25 protein-coding genes are annotated in these 21782 nt (G+C 73.8%); 10 read left to right on the forward strand and 15 right to left on the reverse strand.

Annotated elements, in window-relative coordinates; translation table 11 throughout:
- Positions 1-10: 10 nt before the first annotated feature.
- Positions 11-808 (forward strand): methyltransferase domain-containing protein, encoded by a 798-nt coding sequence (locus HLI28_RS11465; RefSeq protein WP_171247700.1) that lies wholly within the window; start codon positions 11-13, stop codon positions 806-808.
- Positions 809-833: 25 nt separating this feature from the next.
- Complete coding sequence (locus HLI28_RS11470) at positions 834-1625, forward strand: LLM class F420-dependent oxidoreductase (protein ID WP_171247701.1); 792 nt, start codon at positions 834-836, stop codon at positions 1623-1625.
- A 3-nt stretch (positions 1626-1628) separates the two neighbouring features.
- Here HLI28_RS11470 and HLI28_RS11475 read toward each other — a convergent pair whose 3' ends face one another.
- Genes HLI28_RS11475 through thpR form a run of 4 tightly spaced genes read right to left on the reverse strand, consistent with a single transcriptional unit; the run spans position 1629 to position 6813 of the window.
- Positions 1629-2468, reverse strand: coding sequence for an SDR family NAD(P)-dependent oxidoreductase (locus HLI28_RS11475; RefSeq protein WP_171247702.1), 840 nt, complete (start codon positions 2466-2468; stop codon positions 1629-1631).
- Positions 2461-5064 carry a phenylalanine--tRNA ligase subunit beta gene (gene pheT / locus HLI28_RS11480; protein WP_171247703.1) on the reverse strand — a complete coding sequence of 868 codons (2604 nt, stop codon included), beginning with the start codon at positions 5062-5064 and terminating at the stop codon, positions 2461-2463. The genes HLI28_RS11475 and pheT overlap by 8 nt, the downstream gene beginning before the upstream one ends.
- A complete protein-coding gene (pheS, locus tag HLI28_RS11485) occupies positions 5064-6137 on the reverse strand; it encodes a phenylalanine--tRNA ligase subunit alpha (protein WP_171247704.1) in 1074 nt (357 codons plus the stop codon). Before pheS ends, pheT begins: the two co-directional genes overlap by 1 nt.
- 40 nt (positions 6138-6177) lie before the next feature.
- Complete coding sequence (gene thpR, locus HLI28_RS11490) at positions 6178-6813, reverse strand: RNA 2',3'-cyclic phosphodiesterase (protein WP_171247705.1); 636 nt, start codon at positions 6811-6813, stop codon at positions 6178-6180.
- Between the two features lie 132 nt (positions 6814-6945).
- On the opposite strand from thpR, the gene HLI28_RS11495 reads away from it, so the two are divergent.
- Positions 6946-7305: a hypothetical protein gene (locus HLI28_RS11495; protein WP_171247706.1), complete on the forward strand. Its 360-nt coding sequence runs from the start codon at positions 6946-6948 to the stop codon at positions 7303-7305.
- Between the two features lie 85 nt (positions 7306-7390).
- Here HLI28_RS11495 and HLI28_RS11500 read toward each other — a convergent pair whose 3' ends face one another.
- From HLI28_RS11500 to infC, 4 genes are all read right to left on the reverse strand, one after another.
- On the reverse strand, positions 7391-8245 hold the full coding sequence (locus HLI28_RS11500) for a TrmH family RNA methyltransferase (protein ID WP_171247707.1): 855 nt from the start codon (positions 8243-8245) through the stop codon (positions 7391-7393).
- A 44-nt stretch (positions 8246-8289) separates the two neighbouring features.
- Entirely contained in the window at positions 8290-8673 is a 384-nt protein-coding gene (rplT, locus tag HLI28_RS11505; protein ID WP_171247708.1) for a 50S ribosomal protein L20, read from the reverse strand.
- Positions 8674-8733: 60 nt separating this feature from the next.
- On the reverse strand, positions 8734-8928 hold the full coding sequence (rpmI, locus tag HLI28_RS11510; RefSeq protein ID WP_171247709.1) for a 50S ribosomal protein L35: 195 nt from the start codon (positions 8926-8928) through the stop codon (positions 8734-8736).
- A 103-nt stretch (positions 8929-9031) separates the two neighbouring features.
- Positions 9032-9775, reverse strand: coding sequence for a translation initiation factor IF-3 (gene infC, locus HLI28_RS11515; RefSeq protein ID WP_343035814.1), 744 nt, complete (start codon positions 9773-9775; stop codon positions 9032-9034).
- Positions 9776-10125: 350 nt separating this feature from the next.
- Here infC and HLI28_RS11520 point away from each other — a divergent pair, with 350 nt between their 5' ends.
- The 5 genes from HLI28_RS11520 (at position 10126) to HLI28_RS11540 (ending at position 13795) form a co-directional block, all read left to right on the forward strand.
- A complete protein-coding gene (locus HLI28_RS11520) occupies positions 10126-10557 on the forward strand; it encodes a Fur family transcriptional regulator (RefSeq protein ID WP_171247710.1) in 432 nt (143 codons plus the stop codon).
- A 29-nt stretch (positions 10558-10586) separates the two neighbouring features.
- Entirely contained in the window at positions 10587-12032 is a 1446-nt protein-coding gene (locus tag HLI28_RS11525; RefSeq protein ID WP_171247711.1) for a catalase, read from the forward strand.
- A gap of 89 nt (positions 12033-12121) precedes the next feature.
- Positions 12122-12478, forward strand: coding sequence for a DUF1844 domain-containing protein (locus HLI28_RS11530; protein ID WP_171247712.1), 357 nt, complete (start codon positions 12122-12124; stop codon positions 12476-12478).
- A 1-nt stretch (position 12479) separates the two neighbouring features.
- On the forward strand, positions 12480-13070 hold the full coding sequence (locus HLI28_RS11535) for a hypothetical protein (RefSeq protein WP_171247713.1): 591 nt from the start codon (positions 12480-12482) through the stop codon (positions 13068-13070).
- Positions 13067-13795, forward strand: a complete 729-nt coding sequence (locus HLI28_RS11540; RefSeq protein ID WP_343035806.1) for a S1C family serine protease — start codon at positions 13067-13069, stop codon at positions 13793-13795. The genes HLI28_RS11535 and HLI28_RS11540 overlap by 4 nt, the downstream gene beginning before the upstream one ends.
- 5 nt (positions 13796-13800) lie before the next feature.
- Here the strand turns inward: HLI28_RS11540 and HLI28_RS11545 are convergent, their stop codons facing one another.
- Genes HLI28_RS11545 through HLI28_RS11575 form a run of 7 tightly spaced genes read right to left on the reverse strand, consistent with a single transcriptional unit; the run spans position 13801 to position 18791 of the window.
- On the reverse strand, positions 13801-14538 hold the full coding sequence (locus HLI28_RS11545; protein WP_171247714.1) for an SseB family protein: 738 nt from the start codon (positions 14536-14538) through the stop codon (positions 13801-13803).
- Positions 14535-15266, reverse strand: a complete 732-nt coding sequence (gene priA, locus HLI28_RS11550) for a bifunctional 1-(5-phosphoribosyl)-5-((5-phosphoribosylamino)methylideneamino)imidazole-4-carboxamide isomerase/phosphoribosylanthranilate isomerase PriA (RefSeq protein WP_171247715.1) — start codon at positions 15264-15266, stop codon at positions 14535-14537. The genes HLI28_RS11545 and priA overlap by 4 nt, the downstream gene beginning before the upstream one ends.
- 34 nt (positions 15267-15300) lie before the next feature.
- Positions 15301-16047 carry an imidazole glycerol phosphate synthase subunit HisH gene (gene hisH / locus HLI28_RS11555; RefSeq protein WP_171247716.1) on the reverse strand — a complete coding sequence of 249 codons (747 nt, stop codon included), beginning with the start codon at positions 16045-16047 and terminating at the stop codon, positions 15301-15303.
- Positions 16047-16592, reverse strand: a complete 546-nt coding sequence (locus HLI28_RS11560) for a hypothetical protein (RefSeq protein ID WP_171247717.1) — start codon at positions 16590-16592, stop codon at positions 16047-16049. Before HLI28_RS11560 ends, hisH begins: the two co-directional genes overlap by 1 nt.
- Positions 16593-17195: an imidazoleglycerol-phosphate dehydratase HisB gene (gene hisB / locus HLI28_RS11565; RefSeq protein ID WP_171247718.1), complete on the reverse strand. Its 603-nt coding sequence runs from the start codon at positions 17193-17195 to the stop codon at positions 16593-16595. It abuts the gene before it with no gap.
- A complete protein-coding gene (locus HLI28_RS11570) occupies positions 17192-18325 on the reverse strand; it encodes a histidinol-phosphate transaminase (RefSeq protein ID WP_171247719.1) in 1134 nt (377 codons plus the stop codon). The genes hisB and HLI28_RS11570 overlap by 4 nt, the downstream gene beginning before the upstream one ends.
- Before the next feature lie 19 nt (positions 18326-18344).
- The gene (locus HLI28_RS11575) at positions 18345-18791 is read right to left on the reverse strand and encodes a QcrA and Rieske domain-containing protein (protein ID WP_171247720.1); all 447 of its coding nucleotides are present in this window, start codon (positions 18789-18791) and stop codon (positions 18345-18347) included.
- 50 nt (positions 18792-18841) lie between these two features.
- On the opposite strand from HLI28_RS11575, the gene HLI28_RS11580 reads away from it, so the two are divergent.
- Together HLI28_RS11580 and HLI28_RS11585 are read left to right on the forward strand one after the other, a co-directional pair.
- Complete coding sequence (locus tag HLI28_RS11580) at positions 18842-19267, forward strand: hypothetical protein (RefSeq protein WP_246246689.1); 426 nt, start codon at positions 18842-18844, stop codon at positions 19265-19267.
- Positions 19268-19533: 266 nt separating this feature from the next.
- Entirely contained in the window at positions 19534-21768 is a 2235-nt protein-coding gene (locus tag HLI28_RS11585) for a RecQ family ATP-dependent DNA helicase (RefSeq protein WP_171247802.1), read from the forward strand.
- Positions 21769-21782: the final 14 nt, after the last annotated feature.

The raw sequence follows: 21782 nt of genomic DNA on the forward strand, positions 1-21782 counted from the left end.
GAGGATCACCGTGCCCGACTGGTCGCCGTCCGACTACCTGCGCTTCACCGACGAGCGTTCCCGGCCCTTCGCCGAGCTCCTCGCCCGTGTGCCCGGCACGCCGCGCTCCGTCCTCGACCTCGGCTGCGGACCCGGCCACCTGGCCGCGATGCTTCGCCGACGATGGCCCGGCGCCGACGTCGTCGGCCTGGACGCGTCCCCCGCCATGATCGACGCCGCCCGCACCGCCGACCCCGACGGACGCTACGTGCTGGGCGACCTGCGCGACCTCGCCGCCGGCCGGCCGCCCACGGGCGTCCCGTCACGCCCGGACCTCGTGATCAGCAACGCGACGCTCCAGTGGGTGCCGGACCACCGGGACCTGCTGCCGGCGCTCGCGGGTCTCGCCCGCGAGACGTTCGCCTTCTCCGTGCCCGGCAACCAGGACGCACCGAGCCACCGCCTGCTGCGCGAGGTCGCGGCACGTGGGTCCTACGCCGACGCGGTCGGTCCCGTGCCCCGACGGGCGGTCGGCGACCCGGCGGACTACCTCGAGATCCTGGCCGGACCGGGTCGCGCGGTCGACGCCTGGGAGACGACCTACACGCACGTCCTTCCCGGCGAGGACCCGGTGCTGCGCTGGATCTCCGCGACCGGGGCGCAGCCCGTGCTGCAGGCCCTGGAGGCCCACGACGCCGACCACGGCACCACCCTGCGGGAGCAGTTCGACGCCGAGTACGGTGCCGCGCTGCGCCGGGCCTACCCGCGCCAGCCGTACGGGACCCCGCTCGCCTTCCGCCGCGTCTTCGTCGTGGTCACCACCGGGTGACGGCGTCCGGGCGTAGCGTGGCTCCATGGACTCCCCCACCACGGAACGGCCGCTGCGCGTCGCCGTCCAGCTCCAGCCCCAGCACGCCGACTACGGCCAGATCCGCGACGCCGTCCTGCGCGCCGAGGACCTGGGCGTCGACATCGTCTTCAACTGGGACCACTTCTACCCCCTCTCGGGGGACCCCGACGGCAAGCACTTCGAGTGCTGGACCATGCTCGGGGCCTGGGCCGAGCAGACCGAGCGCGTCGAGATCGGCGCTCTCGTCACCGGCAACGGGTACCGCAACCCGGACCTGCTGGCCGACATGGCCCGCACCGTCGACCACGTCTCGGGCGGGCGTCTGATCCTCGGGATGGGGGCCGGCTGGTTCGAGAAGGACTACCGGGAGTTCGGCTACGAGTTCGGTACCGCCGGGTCTCGCATCGCCGGGCTGGCCGAGGCCATGCCCCGCATCCGCCGGCGGCTCGCCGCCGGCAACCCCGCGCCCACGCGCGAGATCCCGATCCTCATCGGCGGCGGCGGGGAGAGGAAGACCTTGCGGATCGTGGCCGAGCACGCCGACGTGTGGCACTCCTTCGGCGACGTCGACACGCTGCGCCGCAAGTCGGCGATCCTCGACGAGCACGGCGCCGCCGTCGGGCGCGACACCGGTCGTCTCGTCGAGCGGTCGGTCGGGGTCCACGGCTCGCCCGCCGCGACCGGGCCGGGTCTGCTCGAGGCCGGTGCCACGCTCCTGACCCTGGGCGTCGGCGGACCCGACTACGACCTGTCGAGGGTCGCCGACTGGGTCGCCTGGCGCGACGCCCAGGGCTGAGGCTCAGCGTCCCGTCAGCGGCCCGTGCAGCGCGTCGTCGTCCCCGGCCGGCAGCACCCGCAGCCGGCGCGGGACGGCGGCCGTCGCGCCGGCGGCCGTCTCCCGCAACGACGCCGGGGTGTCGTCGGAGACCCGCACGAACCAGCCCGAGCACTCGTCGAGCTCGCCCCGGGCGAAGGCGACCGCGACGTCGACGGTGCGCTCGACGGGCGTCCACTCCGTACGGCCCTCGTGGGTCCGCATCCCGGCGGTCATGTCCGTGGCCACGACGCCGGGTGCCAGCTCGAGGGTGCGCAGACCCTTCTCGTGGCCCATGGCGTGCAGCTGCTGGCCCAGGCGCATCAGCGCCGTCTTGGACAGGTTGTAGGCGCTGGAGTAGGTCATGTCGTGCGACCCGGCACCGCTGTTGAGGTCGACGACCCGGCCGCCGCCACGCGCCAGCATGCCCGGCACCACGTGCCGCGCGAGCAGGAACGGACCGCGGACGTTCGTCTCCATCACCTGCCACCACTCCTCGACGTCCGCCTCCCACAGGGGGACCTCGGCGTCGATGCGGCCCGCGTTGTTGACGAGCAGGTCGACCGACCCGAGCTCGTCCTCCGCCTGCCGCACGGCACTCGCGACCGCCTCGGGGTCGGTGACGTCGCAGGGCAGCACGACGGCCGTACGACCCGTCGCACGCACCTGCTCGGCGACCTCGGCCAGCCGGTCGGCGTCCCGGGCGAGGAGCGCCACGTCGAGGCCGGCGTCGGCCAGCCCGAGCGCGACGGCGCGGCCGATGCCGCGCGTCGCGCCGGTGACCAACGCCGTCCGCGCCGCGGGGAGGTCCTGGGGCTCAGCCACGGAGCACCGCCCCCACCCGCTCGGCCGTGACCCGCACCACGCCGTCCCGGGCGGCCCGGACGTCCTCGGCGGTCAGCGTCCGGTCCGCGGCCCGGAGCCGGACCGAGTACGCCAGCGACTTCTTGCCGCGGCCGATCTGCTCGCCCGTGAAGAGGTCGAACAGCTCGACCCGCTCGAGCAGCTCACCCGCTCCCGCCACGACGGCGGCCTCCACGTCGGCGGCCGGCACCGTGGCGTCCACGACGAGGGCGAAGTCCTCCTTGGCCGCGGGGAAGGCCGAGACCGGCGCCGCGACCCGGGGCGACCCGTCGGCGGCGTCGACGAGCGCCGACAGGTCCATCTCGAAGGCGACGGTGCGGCGCGGCAGGCCCAGCTCCTCGAGCACCTTGGGGTGCAGCTCGCCCGCGTGCCCCACGGTCCGGACCTCTCCGTCACCGCCGGCGACCTCGAACCGCGCGCAGCGACCGGGGTGCCAGGGCATGTGGTCGGGGTCGTTCGAGACGACGACCTCGGCACCGGCCAGGTCGGCGACCGTCCGGGCGGCCTCGACGGCGTCGGCCCAGTCGACCGGCCGTCCGGGCCCCCACCATCCGGCGGGGACGCGGTTCCCGGTCAGCACACCGGCGACGCGGCGCGGCTGGTCGGGTGTGGCGGCGGCGAGCGCCTCGAGCTGGTCGGGGGTGGGCCGCACGCCCACGGGCAGCTGCGGCGCCGCGGGTGCGTCGGCGACCGGTCGGGTCACCTGCCCCATCTCGAACACGGCGACGTCGTCGATCCCGCGCGAGACGTTGCGCCGCGCGGTGTCGAGCAGGCTGACCAGCAGCGTGGTCCGCATCAGCGGGCGGTCCTCGGCCAGCGGGTTCGCCAGGCGCAGCGCCGTGCGGCGCGGGTCGTCGGCAGGCAGACCGAGGGCGTCGAGGTCCTGCTGCCCGACGAACGGGTAGGACAGCACCTCGACCAGCCCCGCGTCCGCGAGCGCCCGGGCGACGGAGCGGCGGATGCGCTGCTCCGGCGTCAGGCCCCGACCGCCCGGGGCGGCCGGCAGGACGGAGGCGATCTGGTCGTAGCCGGCGATGCGCACGACCTCCTCGACCAGCGCCGCCGGCTCGACCAGGTCGGGCCGCCACGTCGGCGGGGTGACCGTCAGGGTGTCGTCACCGGCCACGGTGCACCCGATCTGCTCCAGGATCTGCACGACCTGCTCGCGGGTGTACGGCACGCCCGAGGTACGGGTCGGCAGGGAGACGTCCATGGCCAGGGGCGCCGGGGTCGTGGTGGTGTCCAGGTCGCTCACCGCCGGGTCCGCCGTGCCGCCGCCGAGCTCGACGAGCAGGTCGACGACGCGCTGCGCGGCGACGGCGGGCAGGCGCGGGTCGACGCCGCGCTCGAAACGCTTGGCGGCCTCTGAGGGCAGCTTGTGCCGACGGGCGGTGCGGGCGACGGTGACCTGGTCGAAGTGCGCGGCCTCGACGAGCACGTCCGTGGTGGCCGCGGAGACCTCCGAGGACGCGCCGCCCATGACGCCGGCCAGACCGAGCACCCGCGAGCCCGGGCCGTCGGGCGAGTCGGTGATGAGCAGGTCCTCGGTGTCCAGGGCGCGGTCGACGTCGTCGAGCGTGGTCAGCCGCTCCCCCGGTGCCGCACGGCGCACCACGATCGGTGCCGTGACCGCGTCGAGGTCGTAGGCGTGCAGCGGCTGACCCAGGTCGAGCATCACGTAGTTGGTGACGTCCACGGCCAGGGAGATGGACCGCATGCCGGAGCCCTCGAGCCGCCGCTTCATCCACGGCGGCGTCGGCGCGGTCGGGTCGATCCCCCGCACGATACGCGTGACGAACCGGTCGCAGCCGACCTGCCCGTCGATCGGCGCGGTGTCGTCCACCGCGACGGCGAACCCGTCCGCGGTGGCGGCCGGCGGCGCGGTGGGCAGCGCCTCGGCCAGCCCGCGGTCGGTGAACGCGGCGCCGGTCGAGTGCGCGTACTCCCGGGCGACGCCGCGGTAGCTGAAGGCGTAGCCGCGGTCCGGGGTGACGTTGATCTCGAGCACCTCGTCACCCAGGCCGAGCAGCGCGACCGCGTCCTGCCCGGGGGTGAGGTCGGCGGCGTCGAACCCGGCCTCGGTCAGCACCAGGATGCCCCCGTGGTCCTCGCCGAGCCCGAGCTCCTTGGTCGAGCAGATCATGCCGTCGGAGACGTGCCCGTAGGTCTTGCGCGACGCGATCGCGAACCCGCCGGGCAGCACCGTGCCCGGCAGGGAGACGACGACGAGGTCGCCGACGCCGAAGTTGTGCGCGCCGCACACGATGCCCCGCGCACCACCGGCGGGCACGTCGGCGTCGTCGACGCCCGTGATCCGGGTCGCGTTGTGCTCCGGCCCGACGTCGACCAGGCACCAGTTGATCGTCTTGCCGTTCTTCTGCGGCTCGCCGGTCATCTCCAGCACCCGGCCGACGACGAGCGGCCCGGAGACCGCGGCGGGGTGGATCTCCTCCTCCTCGAGCCCGACCCGGACCAGGTCGGCGGCGAGCTGCTCCGTGGTGAGGTCCGCGGGCAGCTCGACGTGGTCGGCCAGCCAGTCTGCAACGATGCGGGGCATCAGATCTCCGTCCCGAACTGCGTGGAGAAGCGCACGTCGCCCTCCACGATGTCGTGCATGTCAGCGATGGAGTGGCGGAGCATGAGCGTGCGCTCGATGCCCATGCCGAACGCGAACCCGGAGTAGACCTCGGGGTCGACGCCGGCGGCCCGCAGCACGTTCGGGTGCACCATGCCGCAGCCGCCCCACTCGATCCAGCCGGCACCACCCTTCTTCTGCGGGAACCACAGGTCCATCTCGGCGCTGGGCTCGGTGAAGGGGAAGAAGCTCGGACGCAGCCGCGTCTTCGCCTCCGGGCCGAACATCTCCCGGGCGAAGGCGTCCAGGGTGCCCACCAGGTTCGCCATCGTCAGCCCCTCGTCGACGGCCAGGCCCTCGACCTGGTGGAAGACCGGCGTGTGCGTCGCGTCCAGGGCGTCGGTGCGGAACACCTTGCCGGGGCAGGCGATGTACAGCGGCACGCCGCGGGCCAGCAGGGACCGGGCCTGGACCGGGGAGGTGTGGGTACGCAGCACGAGGTTCGCACCGTCGGTGCGGTCTCCCCCGTCGGTGCCCGCGACGTAGAAGGTGTCCTGCATCTGGCGGGCCGGGTGGTCCGGACCGAAGTTCAGCGCGTCGAAGTTGAACCACTCCGCCTCGACCTCGGGTCCGTCCGCGATCTCCCAGCCCATCCCGACGAAGAAGTCGGCCACGCGCTCCTGGATCAGCTCGATCGGGTGGCGGGCACCGGCCGGGGTCCGGTTCGTCGGCAGCGTGACGTCGACAGTCTCCTCGACGAGCACCCGCGCGTCGCGCTCGGCCTCGAGCTCGGCCTGCCGGGCCGTGAGCGCTTGGTTGATGCGTCCGCGCCGGGGACCGACGTTCTTGCCGGCCACGGCCTTGTCGGGGCCGGGCAGCGCCCCGATGGCACGGTTGGCCAGGGCCAGCGGGCTCTTGTCACCCGTGTGACGGGTGCGGACGGTCTTCAGCTCGTCGAGCTGGGTCGCTGCGGCGACGTCGGCCAGCGCGGCGTCCACCGCGGCGTCCAGGGCGGCGACGTCCAGCGGGTCGGGCAGCGGTTCGGGCGCAGTCATGCGTGCCTTCCTGCGTGGTGTGAGAGCGGCACCGCACAGTCTATGGTCCCGCGAGCGGCAGCACCGCGACGTCGTCGTGGGCCGGACCGCCCGACCGGCCGGCGCCGAGCCGCGAGGCCACCACGTGCACCGTCCGGACCGGCCAGGAGGGCCCGCGGTAGACCGCCAGGGCGTGGGCCCACCGGGAGAAGGGCGTGACCGGCTCGGCCGGCTCCGCACCACGCCGGCCGCGGCGCCCGCCGGACCGGTCGCCGCCCACCCGCGCGCCGGAGGACCGGGCCACCGTCAGGTGCGGTCTCCCGCCGGCGCGGTCCGCCCCGTGGATCCCGGCCTCGGCGGCCGCGGCGGAGACGTCGCGCGACAACGACCGCAGCCGGTCCACGTCACCGCCGACACCGACCCAGAGCGTGCGGCCGCCGAACGTCCCGCTGCCCACCAGCACGAGCTCGAAGGCCGCCGTCCCCTCCAGCACGGCGGCCAGCTCGGCGACGTAGTCCTCGACCGCCCCGTCGGGAACCCCTCCGTGGAAGGCGAGCGTCACGTGCCGCTGCTCCCGGGGCACCCAGCGCGGGCCGCCGGCCGGCGCCGTGGGCGACCCGCCGCCGACCCCGCCGAGCGCCAGGTCGAGGTGCTCGAGCGCCTCGCGGGGCGGGTAGACGGCCGTGAAGAGTCGCACGCGCCGATCGTACGGCCGGGCGTCGACGGGGGTCTGGGTGATCCGTCGAAAAAACTTCGATCCGTGTGCATCCGACCGAGGGGTCCCCGACGAACACACGGGTGTCATGGCCCCGAAGGAGAGGAAAGACCCATGAAGCGCATCGCGATCGCCGGCGTGTCCGCGGCCCTCGCCGCCCTGGCCACGGTGGGAGCCGCCGGTTCGGCCTCCGCCCACGCCCCGGTGGGTGCGGGTGAGGGCGGCAAGCCCACCGGCATCGAGTGCCAGCAGTTCGGTATCGGCGTGCTCCAGGACACCGGCGTCCTGAGCGGCGTGGCCGCGAACGGGCTCGAGTGGCCGATCGGGAGCGGCGACTACCTGCCCTTCAGCACGGTGCTGAACATCCACCGCACCGACCCCGGTACCGCGAACGTGGTGCTGAAGGCCTACGCGGACGTGCTGCTGCCCGGCGCGGACGTCGACGGCGCCATCGACGCCGCCTGCCCGGCCTGATCTCGGGCCCATCGACCGGCCGAGGGCCCCGCGTGTTCGTCCCACGCGGGGCCTTCGGTCATGCCCGGACGGGTGCGCCGGGGTCTCAGCGCTGCGCGCGTCCGGAGGCGTAGAGGCAGACCGTGGCGGCGGTGGCGAGGTTCAGCGACTCGGCCCGGCCACGGATCGGGACACGGACGACGGCGTCGGCCAGCGCCCGATCCTCGCTCGGCAGGCCCCAGGCCTCGTTGCCGAACACCCAGGCGGCGGAGGCGGCCAGGTCGGGCACACCCTCGGGGCTCGCGCCGGCGACGTCGAGCAGATCGTCCAGGTCGTGGTCGCCGGTGCCGTCGGCGGCCAGCACGGCGCACCCGGCGGCCCGGACGCCCTCGACCACGTCGGACAGCGGCACCCCCGTCACGACCGGGAGGTGGAAGAGCGAGCCCGCCGTCGAGCGGACGACCTTCGGGTTGTGGACGTCGACGCTCTCACCGGCCAGCACCACCAGGTCCGCCCCCGCCGCGTCGGCGGCACGGATCACGGCGCCGGCGTTGCCGGGGTCGCGGACGGAGGCCAGCACGGCCACGAGCAGCGGACGGTCCGGCGACCTGCGCCGGTCCAGGGCCTCGCCCAGCTCGGGCTCGTCGGTGCGCACGACGGCGAGGACGCCCTGCGCGTCCGGGCTCATGGCGTCCAGCACCTCGGGCGTACCCAGGTGCACGTACAGCCCGGCGGCCAGCGCCGTGTCCAGGATCTCGGGGTGCCGTCGCGCCGCGGGGGCCGTGAGGTAGACGTCGCGCACCCGGGCGGACGCGTGCCGGACGGCCTCGCGCACGCCCTGGGGTCCCTCCACGAGGAACTGTCCGTGCTTCGCACGTGCAGAACGCCCGGACAGCGCCCTGACCTGCTTGACGCGACCTGCTCGCGGGTTGGCGAGGGTCACGTCCGGGATGCGGGGCATCGGCAGGAGGGCTGTCCGGGCGTCCTGGAAGACCGAGCCGGAGCTCAGGCGGCCTTCGGCGCGTTGACGTCCTGGGGCAGGGCGTCCTTGGCGACCTTGACCAGCGCGTTGAACGCGGCGGTGTCGTTGACCGCGAGCTCGGCGAGCATGCGACGGTCGACCTCGACGCCCGCGGCCTTGAGGCCCTGGACGAAACGGTTGTAGGTCAGACCCTGCTGGCGGGCCGCAGCGTTGATGCGCTGGATCCACAGCTTGCGGAAGTCGCCCTTCTTGGCCTTCCGGTCACGGTACGAGTAGACGAAGGAGTGGGTGACCTGCTCCTTGGCCTTGCGGTACAGACGGGAACGCTGGCCGCGGTAACCGCTGGCGCGCTCGAGGGTCGTACGACGCTTCTTGTGGGCGTTGACCGCCCGCTTCACGCGTGCCACGTGATGCTCCTTGCAGTTCGGGTCGACAAGTGCTCCCGGCGGCGCGAGCCGCCGGAGAGATCACTTACCGAGCATCTTCTTGATTCGCTTGACGTCGGCCGGGGCGACGTCCTGGTCCACGGCGAGCCGACGCGTACGGCGGCTCGACTTGTGCTCGAGGTAGTGCCGGGCGTTGGTCTGCTCACGCATGAGCTTGCCCTTGCCGGTCGTCCGGAAGCGCTTCTTGGCACCGGAGTGCGTCTTGTTCTTCGGCATGACTGCCGTCTCTCCTCGTGTCGGTCACCCACCCGAGGGCGGGGACGTGATGCTGACCGTGGCCGGTGGGGGCCGACCCGGTGTCAGATGGTTCGTGCGGCGCTCAGCGCTGCTGAGGGCCGGGCTTCGGACCCGGCTTCGGACCCGCCGCGGCGCTGGGCTCCGGCGCGGTTTGCTCCTCGGCCGGCTCCGGCGCGGTCTGCTCCTCGACGGGCTCCGGCGCGGTCTGGTCCTCCGCGGCGCGGCGCGCCTCGGCCTTGACCTCCGACTTGGTCTTGCGCTGGGCGTTGACCTCGGCGGACCGCTTGCGCTGCTCGCTCTTGGCCTCGGACTTCTTCTTCACCGGCCCGAGGACCATGGTCATGTTGCGGCCGTCCTGCTTCGGCATGGACTCGACGAAGCCGAGCTCCGCGACGTCGTCCGCGAGCCGCTCCAGCAGACGCACGCCGGCGTCAGGGCGGGACTGCTCACGACCACGGAACATGATCATGACCTTGACCTTGTCGCCGGCCGCGAGGAACCGCTCGACGTGGCCCTTCTTGGTGGCGTAGTCGTGCGGGTCGATCTTGAGACGGAACCGGATCTCCTTCAGGAGGGTGTTCGCCTGCTTGCGCCGCGCCTCGCGCGCCTTCATGTCCGACTCGTACTTGTACTTGCCGTAGTCCATGAGCTTGGCGACGGGGGGACGGGCTGCCGGGGCGACCTCGACGAGGTCGAGGTCAGCGTCCTGGGCAAGCTTCAGGGCGACTCCCGTGGCGACCACGCCGACCTGTTCCCCGCCCGGGCCGATGAGCCGGACCTCGGGGACGCGGATCCGGTCGTTGATGCGAGGCTCGCTGATGGTGATGCTCCTAGGTGCTCGACGTGACGACCGTCAGGAACGAGAAAGGCCCCCGTCCTGAGTCAACAGGCGGAGGCCATCGGTACCGTCGTCCGCTGGTGCCCCGCACCGACGGACGACCTGGTGGACGACGCGAGTCGTCCGACCGGACCCGGCCCCTGTCGGCATCTGCCTGTCGGTGCTCGGGTGGGATGATCTCCACTTGCTGCACCCGGCCACTGGGCAGCCGGGTCGGTCGACCACACACTGTAGCACGGGGGCACCCCGGGACGGCCACGGGAGCCCGTGTCGCCTCCGTCACCCCGTCACGACCGTCAAGACTGGAATGATTCCAGAGAACGATCTAGGGTGACGCCATGACCAGGACACCGATCGACGAACCGGCGGAGCGCCAGCTGCTGCGCGACGCCGGTCTGCGCGTGACGGGCGTACGGCTCGCCGTCCTGCGTGCGCTCGGTGAGCACCAGCACTCGACGGCCGACACCGTGGTGCGGGCCGTCCGGGACGAGCTGGGCACGGTCTCGGTCCAGGCGGTGTACGACTCGCTGCACGCCCTGACCGACGCCGACCTGCTCCGTCGGATGGAACCCGCCGGCCACCCCGCCCGCTACGAGCGTCGGGTCGGCGACAACCACCACCACATCGTCTGCCGCGCGTGCGGAGCGGTCGCGGACGTCGACTGCACGGTGGGGCACGCGCCCTGCCTCCTGCCGAGCGACGACCACGGCTTCACGGTCGACCTCGCCGAGGTGACCTTCTGGGGGCTGTGCCCCCGGTGCCGCGGCTGACACAACCCCCTGAGAAAGGACGTCACTCCATGACGACCCCCACGACGACGCAGACCGGTAGCCCGGTCGCGAGCGACCAGTACTCCCTCACGGTCGGTGCCGACGGCCCGACCGTGCTGCACGACCGGTACCTGGTCGAGAAGCTCGCCTCGTTCAACCGCGAGCGCGTCCCCGAGCGCAACCCGCACGCCAAGGGCGGTGGCGCGTTCGGTGAGTTCGAGGTCACCGAGGACGTCTCGCGGTACACCGCGGCCGCCGTGTTCCAGCCCGGCGCGACCTCCGAGACCCTGCTGCGGTTCTCGTCCGTCGCGGGCGAGCAGGGTTCGCCCGACACCTGGCGCGACGTGCGCGGGTTCGCGCTGCGCTTCTACACCACCGAGGGCAACCTCGACGTCGTCGGCAACAACACGCCCGTGTTCTTCCTGCGCGACGCGATGAAGTTCCCGGACTTCATCCACTCCCAGAAGCGGCTCGGCGCCTCCGGCCTGCGCGACGCCGACATGCAGTGGGACTTCTGGACGCTGTCGCCCGAGTCCGCCCACCAGGTCACCTACCTCATGGGCGACCGCGGGCTGTCGCGGTCGTGGCGCCACCTCAACGGCTACGGCTCGCACACCTACCAGTGGATCAACGCCGAGGGCGAGCGGTTCTGGGTGCAGTACCACTTCATCTCGCACCAGGGCGTCGAGCACCTGAGCAACGAGGACGCCGAGCGCATCGCCGGTGAGGACGCGGACTACTACCGCCGCGACCTGTACGAGGCGATCGAGCGCGGCGAGCACCCCTCCTGGGACGTCAAGGTCCAGGTCATGCCGTACGAGGACGCCAAGACCTACCGGTTCAACCCGTTCGACATGACGAAGGTCTGGCCGCACGCCGACTACCCGCTCATCAAGGTCGGGACCTTCACCCTGAACCGCAACCCGCGCAACTTCTTCGCGGAGATCGAGCAGGCCGCGTTCTCGCCGGGCAACCAGGTGCCGGGGACGGACATCTCCCCCGACAAGATGCTCATGGCCCGCGTGTTCTCCTACAACGACGCGCACCGCCACCGCATCGGCGCCAACTTCAACCAGCTCCCGGTGAACCAGCCGCACGCCTCCGAGGTGCACACCTACATGCACCAGGGCCCGATGCAGTACCACTTCAACGGCCCGGAGCACCCGGTCTACACGCCGAACTCCTTCGGCGGCCCGGCCGCGGACCCGACGCGCACCGCCGAGGGGAGCTGGGAGACCGACGGCGAGCTGATGCGCTCCGCCTACACCCTGCACTCCGAGGACGACGACTTCGGGCAGGCCGGCACCCTCTACCGGGAGGTCTTCGACGACGCCGCCAAGGCGCGTTTCCTCGAGACCCTGACGGGTCAGGGCAAGGCGATCACGATCGACGAGATCCGCGAGCGCTTCTTCCAGTACTGGACGCACGTGGACGCCGAGCTCGGCGCCAAGCTGCGTTCCGAGGTCGCCGCCTGACCGGTGTGACCTGACGTCCCGAGGCCGGACCCGCCGACGCGGGTCCGGCCTCGGCCGTGCGGGCGCCCGAAGGTGCCAAGATGTACCCCATGAACGCCAGCACCGACCCCCTCGACGCGACCGGGGCCACGCGTGACATCGCCGACGTGGCCGCCGTCGAGGTCATCACCACCTCCGCGGTCCACCTGATGAGCGCCGCCGCGGTCAAGTGCGGCCTCGCCGCCGAGGACGACGCCTCCGAGCACCTCGACCTCGACGAGGCCCGCAAGCTCATCACGGCGCTGGCCGCGCTCGTCACCGCCAGCGCACCGGACATCGGCAACCAGCACGCACGGTCGCTGCGGGACGGGCTGCGGTCCCTGCAGCTGGCGTTCCGCGAGGCGTCCGTCGTCCCGGACGCCCCCGGCGAGGGTCCCGGGGAGTCCTACACGGGTTCCGTCGTCTGACATGACGTCGCCGACGCCGTCCTGGGAGGCCGCGGGGCCGGTGCACCGCACCGAACCCGCGCCCGGGCGCGGGACGCCCCGGAGAGGACGGGGCTGGCGGGTCGCCACGATCGTGCTCGCCGTGGCCCTCGTCGTGGCCGTCGCCACCGCCGGGTACCTGTGGCAGACCACGGACGCGTGGGAGGACCACGCCGCCGAGTGGGAGGGTGAGGCGCAGCGATACGCGGAGCAGGTCGCGGCGCTGCAGGTGGAGCTGGACGGCGTCACCGCCGAGCTCGTCGCCGCACGCGAGCAGCTCGACACCGCCACGGAGCGGATCACCGCGCTCGCCGACGAGAAGGCCCAGCTCGGCGACGAGAACGTCGCCAGCCAGCAGTACCTGGACTACCAGCGCCGCGTCAGCGAGGCGGCGGGCGTCGTGGCCACCGCGCTCGGGCAGTGCACCCAGGCGCAGTTCCAGCTGATCGGGTACCTGGAGAACCGGGAGGCCTACGACCCGGCCGACCTCGAGCGGTTCGGCGAGGACGTGCAGGCGCTGTGCGACGAGGCCACCGAGGCCAACGACCAGCTGCAGCAGGAGCTCTCGCGGTGAGGGCACCGCTGCGCGCGGGCGTCGTGGCGGCGGCGGTGGCGCTCGCGGCGTCCTGCGGCACGCTGCCCGACATGCCGCCACCGGTCCCGGCCGACCTGGTCCCGACCGTGGCGGTCCCGTCGCTGGACCCCGAGGAGTCGGCCCGGCTCTCCCCCGACGGTTTCGACGCGGTGCAGCGGATGGCTGTGCGGATCCGCAACGTCGGCTGCCAGGGACTGTCGACCGGTTCCGGCTTCGCGCTGGACGCCACCACGCTGATCACCAACCGTCACGTCGTGGCGGACTCGGAGTCGCTGCAGGTCAACACCTACGACGGACGCGACATCGACGTGTCGGCGGCGAGCACGGCCGCCCTCGCCGACCTCGCGGTCGTGCGCACCGAGGACGAGCTGCCGTCCGCCCCCGAGCTGGCCGAGGCCGACCCGGAGCCCGGGGCGTCGGTCAGCGTGGTCGGGTACCCGTCCGGTGGCGCGCTGACCGTCACCGCGGGCGAGGTCATCGGCACCACGACCGACCCGCTCAACGAGAACCTCGGCGAGGTGCTCGTGACGGACGCTCCCGTGGAACCTGGCTCCTCCGGGTCTGCCGCCCTGGACGAGGCCGGGCGCGTCATCGGCGTGGTCTACGCCAAGACGACCGACGGACGCTCCCTGGTCGTCCCGCAGTCGACGCTGCGCGAGCTGCTGGAGGACACCAGCGCGTTCACGCCGCTGCCGGCCTGCTGACGGCCTCAGCGAGCGGCGGCGATGCGCAGCTCGAGGGAGTCCACGCGCTCGGCCACCACCGTGGCGGCGGCGAGCCGCGCGTTGACCTGGCCGAGCACCGCGTCGAGGCCCGCGCGGTCGAGCCCGGGGTTCAGCTCCAGGCGCACCGCCACCTCCGCCGACCGGCCGGGCAGCGCCGTCGCGCGCACGACGTGCTGCACCGGGGCGGCCGCGTCCGCGATGGCGCGCGCCACCTCGGCGTCGACCTCCAGCCCGTCGTCGGTGGGCACCAGCGCCGGGCGCCACTCGACACCCTGCGCGAGCGCCCAGACGGCGGGCCGGGGCACCAGGGCGGTGACCGGCCCGGCAGGGTCCAGCACCAGCAGCGACCACTTCTCGTCCACCGCCGACAGGGCGGCGCGGGCCGCCTCGGCGGGCACGGGCCGCGCGTCGGCCCGCCACGCCTGCATCGCGGCCACCGAGGAGAAGATCGGCAGGGCGCGACGCCCGTCGGGCGACTCGAGGGCGACGACGCCCGCCGAGGCCTCCTTGTCGACCGCGAGCTCGGCGCCGTCGTGCTCGACGGTGCCCTGCGACTCGACCTCGGCGAGGACCGGGACGAGCACACGCGTCTCGGCGAGGCGGGCGACGACGTCGCGCAGCGGCGTCGTCCCGGCGCGCCACCCCTCGAGGCGACGCACCAGCTCGGCGTCCGCGGACCCGTCGTCGCCGGCGAACTGGCTCGTGGGCTGGATCGACCTCATGGCCGGCCCGCCACGTCGAGCGCCTCGGGCAGCGTGAACGCCCCCGCGTACAGCGCCTTGCCGACGACCGCACCCTCGACACCGTCACCGGTGAGGGTCCGCAGCGCGGCGAGGTCGTCCAGGGAGGAGATCCCGCCCGAGGCGACGACCTTGGCCGGGGTGCGCGCGGCGACCTCCCGCAGCAGGTCCACGTTGGGGCCGCGCAGCGTCCCGTCCTTGGTGACGTCGGTGACGACGTAGCGGGCGCAGCCGGCCGCGTCGAGCCGCTCGAGCACCTCCCACAGGTCACCGCCGTCACGGGTCCAGCCGCGGGCCGCCAGGGTCGTGCCCCGCACGTCCAGGCCGACGGCGACGGCGTCGCCGTGCTCGGCGATGACGCGGGCGGTCCAGTCCGGGTCCTCCAGCGCGGCGGTGCCGATGTTGACGCGCCGGGCACCGGTGGCCAGGGCGCGTTCGAGGGAGGCGTCGTCGCGGATCCCGCCGGACAGCTCGACCTGCACGTCGACCTCCTGGACAACGCGGGCCAGCAGGTCGGCGTTCGCACCTCGGCCGAAGGCGGCGTCGAGGTCGACCAGGTGGATCCACTCGGCACCGCCCTCCTGCCAGTCGAGGGCGGCGGACAGCGGGTCGCCGTACGAGGTCTCCGAGCCGGCCTCGCCCTGGACGAGACGGACGGCCTGGCCGTCCGCGACGTCGACGGCGGGCAGCAGCACCAGTCGTTCGGTCATGCGGGAGTTCTCCAGTCGTGGTGGGAGAGGACGGTCAGAGCGAGCGCACCCAGTTCTCGAGCAGGGTGGCGCCGGCGTCGCCGGACTTCTCGGGGTGGAACTGCGTGGCGGACAGCGGGCCGTCCTCGACGGCGGCGACGAACCGCGCCGGCGAGTCCGCCGGTCCGTGCGACGACCACGTGACGAGCGGCGGGGTGAAGCGCGGGTCGGCGTCGTCGTCGTGACCCTGGGTGAACGACTGCGCCGCGTAGGAGTGGACGAAGTAGAAGCGTTCGTCCTCGACGCCGCGGAACAGCGTCGAGCCGGTAGCGGCCTCCACGCGGGACCACCCCATGTGGGGCACGACCGGCGCGTCCAGACGCTCGACGACGCCACGCCACTCCCCCAGGCCCTCCGTGCGCACACCGTGCTCGACGCCCGCGTCGAACATCACCTGCATGCCCACGCAGATGCCCAGCACGGGGCGCCCGCCGGCGAGGCGTCGGTCGACGACCTGGTCGCCGCGCACCTCGCGCAGGCCCGCCATGCAGGCCGCGAAGGCGCCCACGCCCGGGACCACCAGCCCGTCGGCCTCCCCGGCCGCGTGCCGGTCGGCGGTCAGCTCGACCTCGGCACCGACACGCTCGAGGGCACGGACCGCGGAGCGCACGTTGCCGAACCCGTAGTCGAGGACCACGACGCCCGGACGGTGCGACGACCGGGCGGCGGGTGCGGGCCGTGCGTTGAGCTCGGCGGAGGCACCACCCTCGGGCAGCAGCTCGGGGGTCTCCGAGGCGCCCATCACTTCTTCTTCCGGGCCTTGCGGGACACGGCCGAGAGCATCCGGACGGCCTTGAGCCGGCCGATCCCGTCCGAGGACACCACGCCGGGCAGCTCGTCGAGCGAGAGGTGGCCGGTGAGCAGGTCCTCCAGCGCCTCGGGCGCGCCGCCGAGCACCAGCCCGGGCGGCAGCTCGCCGTCGTCGGCGCCGTCGGTGTAGCGGCGGCAGGTGAGCTGCTCGCCGTCCCGCGTCACCAGCACGAGGGGCACCCCCTTGACGACCTGCGAGATGCGGGCCGCCGCGGCGCGCGGGGCCTCGCCGGAGCGGTCGCGCAGGACCGCCAGCGCGCCGACCGGCGTCGGCACGGCGTCGACCTCGATCTGGGCCAGCACGCAGGCCGCCGCGAGCGCCTCGGCGTCGGCGACCTGGGTGATGAGCACCGCGATCTCGGGCTCGTCGGAACCGGTCAGAGCCGACAGGTCGTCCGGGATCTCCAGGCCCTCCGGCAGCTCGGGCTCGGACGACCCGGACGGGCCGGGCCGGTCGGATTCGGGGAAGTTGGGCACCTACAGCGCTCCCTTGGTCGACGGGATGCCCTCGACCCGAGGGTCGAGCGCGACGGCGGCCCGCAGCGCACGGGCCAGGGCCTTGAACTGGGCCTCGACGATGTGGTGCGGGTCCCGGCCGGCCAGGACGCGCACGTGGAGGCAGATGTCCGCGTGGTGGGCGATCGACTCGAGCACGTGCCGGGTCAGGGACCCCGTGAAGTGCCCGCCGATCAGGTGGTACTCCTGCCCGGCCGGCTCCCCGGAGTGCACGAGGTACGGACGGCCGGAGACGTCCACCACGGCCTGGGCGAGCGCCTCGTCGAGGGGGACGAGGGCGTCGCCGAAGCGCGCGATGCCCTTCTTGTCGCCGAGGGCCTGCTTGAGCGCCTCTCCGAGGACGATCGCGGTGTCCTCCACGGTGTGGTGCGCGTCGATGTCGGTGTCGCCGGTGGCGCGCACCGTCAGGTCGATCAGCGAGTGCTTGCCCAGCGCGGTGAGCATGTGGTCGTAGAACGGCACCGTCGTGGAGATGTCGGTGCGCCCGGCCCCGTCGAGGTCCAGCTCGACGACGACGGTCGACTCGCTCGTGGCGCGCTCGATGCGCGCGGTGCGGCCTGTCATCCCTGCTCCTGTTCGGCGATCACGTCGGTCAGCGCGTCCTGGAACGCCTGGGTCTCCTCCCGGGTGCCGACCGAGACCCGCAGCCAGCCGTCCGGCCCGGTCTCGCGGATCAGCACGCCGCGGTCCAGCAGCCCCTGCCAGACCGCGTGCCGGTCGGCGAAGGTCCCGAAGAGCACGAAGTTGGCGTCGCTCTCGGCCACCTGCACCGGACGACCGGCGCTGTGCTGCCGACGCAACCATGCCACGAGCGCGTCCCGCTGCGCACGCAGGTCCGCCACCTGAGCCAGCAGGACGTCGCGGTAGGACAGCGCGGCCCGGGCGGCGGCCTGGGTCACGGCCGACAGGTGGTACGGCAGGCGGACCACCCGCAGGGCGTCGACGAGCGGTGCCGACGCGGCGAGGTAGCCGAGGCGCAGACCGGCCGCCGCGAAGGCCTTGGACATGGTGCGCGTCACCGCCAGGTGCGGGTAGGTGTCCACCAGCTCCAGCGCGGACGGCGTCCCGGCGCGTCGGAACTCGGCGTAGGCCTCGTCGACGACGACCACGGCGGGGATCCGTGCCGCGGCCTCCAGGACCACCTCGAGGGTGGCGCGCGGCAGCGCGGTCCCGGTCGGGTTGTTGGGGCTCGCCAGCAGGATCACGGAGGGCTGCTCGGCCTCGATCGTGGCCACGGCCGTGGTCGCGTCGATCGTGAAGTCCTCGGCCCGGCGACCGGTCACCCACCGGGTGTGCGTGTCGCGCGCGTACTCCGGGTACATGGAGTAGGTCGGCGCGAAGGACAGCGCCGTGCGCCCCGGGCCGCCGAACGCCTGCAGCAGGTGCAGCATGACCTCGTTCGACCCGTTGGCCGCCCACACCTGCTCGGGTGCGACCCGGACGCCGGACTCCACGGCGAGGTAGTCGGCCAGGTCCTGGCGCAGCGCCGGGAAGTCGCGGTCCGGGTACCGGTTCAGGGTCCGCGCGGCGTCGGCGACGCCGGCGGCGATACCGGCCACGACCTCCTCGGAGGGCGGGTACGGGTTCTCGTTGACGTTCAGCAGCACGGGGACGTCGAGCTGCGGGGCGCCGTACGGCACCTGGTCGGCGAGCTCGGGGCGCAGCGGCAGGGCCGGGGCGTCAGGGGTGGTCACCGCCCCAGTCTACGAACTGTCAGACGACCACGACGTCGCCGCCGGACACCTCGACCGCGATCTCGGCCAGCGGCTCGGGAGCCGGGCCGGACTGCACCGCGGCGTCGTCGAGGGCGAACACGGACCGGTGGCAGGGGCACTCGAGCACGCCGTCGCCCGGGGTGACGGTGCATCCCTGGTGCGTGCACACCGCGCTGAAGACGTGCACCTCGCCCTCCGCGGGCTGGGTCACCAGGACCGGCACTCCCCCGACCTCGGCGCTCACGGCGCCGCCCACCGGGACGTCGGCGAGCGCGACGACCGCCTCGCCCGCGCCGGACGAGGCGGCGTCGTCCGCGGACGCGCCGGGGTCGGTGCCCTCGCTGCAGGCCACGAGCACCCCGCCGGCGACCGCGACGCCGGCGGCGGCACCGGCACCGCGCAGGAGCTGGCGGCGCGAGCAGCAGGGCGGGGTGGACGGCGTCATGGCGACTCCTCGGGTGTCAGGGGTGACGGATCTCACGCTCCGGTGGCAGCATGACCATCATGGACGCACCCAGCGGACCGGTGCCAGCGAAGCACGGCGTGTCCGGCACGCACGTCGCCTGGTTCTGGCGCTCGGCGGCCGCCGTCGGCGTGGCCGCCTCGGCGGTCGTGCACCTCCTGCTGTGGAACCAGGGGTACCAGGACCTGGACGTGGTCGGCCCGCTGTTCCTCCTCAACGCCGCCGGCGGGGCCGTGCTGGCGGTGCTGCTCGTCGTCTGGCGGCACTGGATCCCGCTGGTCGGCGGCATCGTGTTCGGCGCGACCACCCTGCTGGCGTTCGTGGCCTCCGGCACGGTCGGGTTCTTCGACGTGTCCGGACCGCTGATGTTCGGCCGGGACGAGACCATCGCCGCGGTCGCCGAGGTCCTCGCCGTGGTCGCCTCCACGGTCGCGCTGCTGCGCGAGCAGCGCCGCTGAGGCTGTGGACCGGCACCCGTGCTGTCCGCCCCGCCCCCTACGATCGCAGGGTGACCTCCGCCGACGACCCGTACGCCGACCTCGAGCCCGTCTGGACGGACGCCGACGTGCCGCCGGACGACGACGCCCCGCCGCCGGACGACGAGAGCGGGCCGCCGGCGGACGCCCACCTGGCCCGTCCCGCGGCCGCTCCCGCACCCGGTGCGGCCCCCGGGTCGTCCGCGGGCGCTGACCGCGCCGAGGCGACGCGGCGGGCCAAGCTGGCGATGCTGCGCGGCCTGATGGACACCGCCGGCGGCGCCGACGGCTCGAGCACCCTGCGCGACGAGGCCGCAGCCGCGCTGCGGGCGCTGGTCGGCCGCGACGACGCCGTGCTGCGCGAGGACCAGTGGACCGCGATCGAGGCCCTCGTCGCGTTCCACCGGCGGGCGCTGGTGGTGCAGCGCACCGGCTGGGGCAAGTCCGCCGTGTACTTCGTCGCCACGCAGCTGCTGCGGGCACGGGGCGCCGGGCCGACGGTCATCGTCTCCCCGCTGCTGGCGCTCATGCGCGACCAGATCGCGGCGGCCGACCGGGCCGGCATCCACGCCGTGACGATCAACTCCTCGAACGTCACCGAGTGGGACGCGATCCACGCCCAGATCGCCGCCGGCGAGGTGGACGTGCTGCTGTGCTCGCCGGAGCGGCTGAACAACCCGGCCTTCCGCGACGAGGTGCTGCCGCGGCTCGCGGCGGACGCCGGCCTGGTCGTCGTGGACGAGGCCCACTGCATCTCCGACTGGGGCCACGACTTCCGTCCGGACTACCGGCGCATCCGCACGCTGCTCGCCGACCTGCCGCCGGGCATCCCGGTGCTCGCGACCACGGCCACCGCGAACGAGCGGGTCACCCGCGACGTGGCCGAGCAGATGGCCGTCCACGGCGAGGGGGTCTCGAGCGCCGACGGCACGCTCGCCACCAGCGACGACGTCCTCGTGCTGCGCGGCGGGCTCGACCGCGAGTCACTGCACCTGGCGGTGCTCGAGCTCGGCGACCAGCCCACCCGCGTGGCCTGGCTCGTCGAGGCGCTCCAGGAGATCGACGGGTCGGGGATCGTGTACTGCCTGACGGTCTCGGCGGCGGAGGAGATCGCCGCCCAGCTCCGGTCCGCCGGACTCGCCGTCGCGGCCTACACCGGACGCACCGACCCGACCCAGCGCGCCCAGCTCGAGGAGGACCTCAAGACCAACGAGGTCAAGGCGCTCGTGGCGACCTCGGCGCTCGGCATGGGCTTCGACAAGCCGGACCTCGCCTTCGTCGTGCACGTGGGCGCGCCGTCCTCGCCGATCGCGTACTACCAGCAGGTCGGCCGCGCCGGCCGCGGCGTCGACGACGCCGTGGTCGTGCTGCTGCCGGGCCACGAGGACAAGGCGATCTGGGACTGGTTCGGGTCGCAGGCCTTTCCGGCGGAGCACCAGGTCCGCGCCACCCTCGCCGCACTGTCCGACGCCGGGGCCCCGCTCTCGACGGCCGCGCTGGAGACGCACGTCGACCTCAAGCGGTCACGGCTGGAGACGATGCTCAAGGTCCTCGACGTCGACGGCGCCGTGCGCCGCGTGCAGGGCGGCTGGGTCGCGACCGGCGCCGAGTGGGTCTACGACGCGCAGCGCTACGCCCGCGTGGCGGAGACCCGCCACCGTGAGCAGCAGGCGATGCTCGACTTCATCGCGACCCCGGGCTGTCGCATGCGGTTCCTGCGGGAGCAGCTGGACGACCCGCAGCTGCCCGACGGGTGGAGCTGCGGGCGCTGCGACCGCTGCGGGGGCGTGACGCTGCCGCCGCCCCCCGCGGACGACACCGTCGCCGAGGCGCGCTCGGAGATGGACCGACCCGGCGTCGGCGTCGAGCCGCGCAAGATGTGGCCCTCGGGACTGGCCACCCTCGGGCTGGACCTCAAGGGCAAGATCGACCCCGGCGAGCGCGCCGAGCCCGGACGGGCCGTGGCACGGTTCGACGGTCTCGGCTGGTCCAACCCGGTCCGCGACCTGTTCGCCCCCACGACGCCCGACGGCGAGACCCCGGTCGCCCTGCGCGGTGCGGCGGCACGCGTGCTGGACGACTGGGACGCCCTGCACGGCGACGGCACCCAGGAGGGCGGGGAGCGCCCGGTGGTCGTGGAGGGCGTCGTCGCCGTGCGCTCCGTCACACGGCCGCAGCTGACCTACCACCTGGCCCACGGCCTGGCCGCCTATCTGGGTGTGCCGCTGATCGGGGCCGTCGGCCCGGCGCCGGGCGCCGAGGAGCCCGGGCGGCACGACGTCAACTCCGCGATGCGCCTGGCCGGCGTGGCCCGACGGCTGCGGCTGGAGCTCAACGAGGCGGCGTTGTCCGGGCTGCCCGGTCGCCGCGTGCTCCTGGTGGACGACTGGACCGACTCAGGGTGGACGCTCACCGTCGCGGCCCGGCTGCTGCGTCAGGCGGGCGCGGCGGCCGTGCACCCGTTCGTTCTCGGCGTGCGCTGAGCGCCGCGGGTCGG

Source organism: Isoptericola sediminis (genome assembly GCF_013085345.1).
In the GTDB taxonomy this organism is placed as follows: Bacteria; Actinomycetota; Actinomycetes; order Actinomycetales; family Cellulomonadaceae; genus Isoptericola; species Isoptericola sediminis.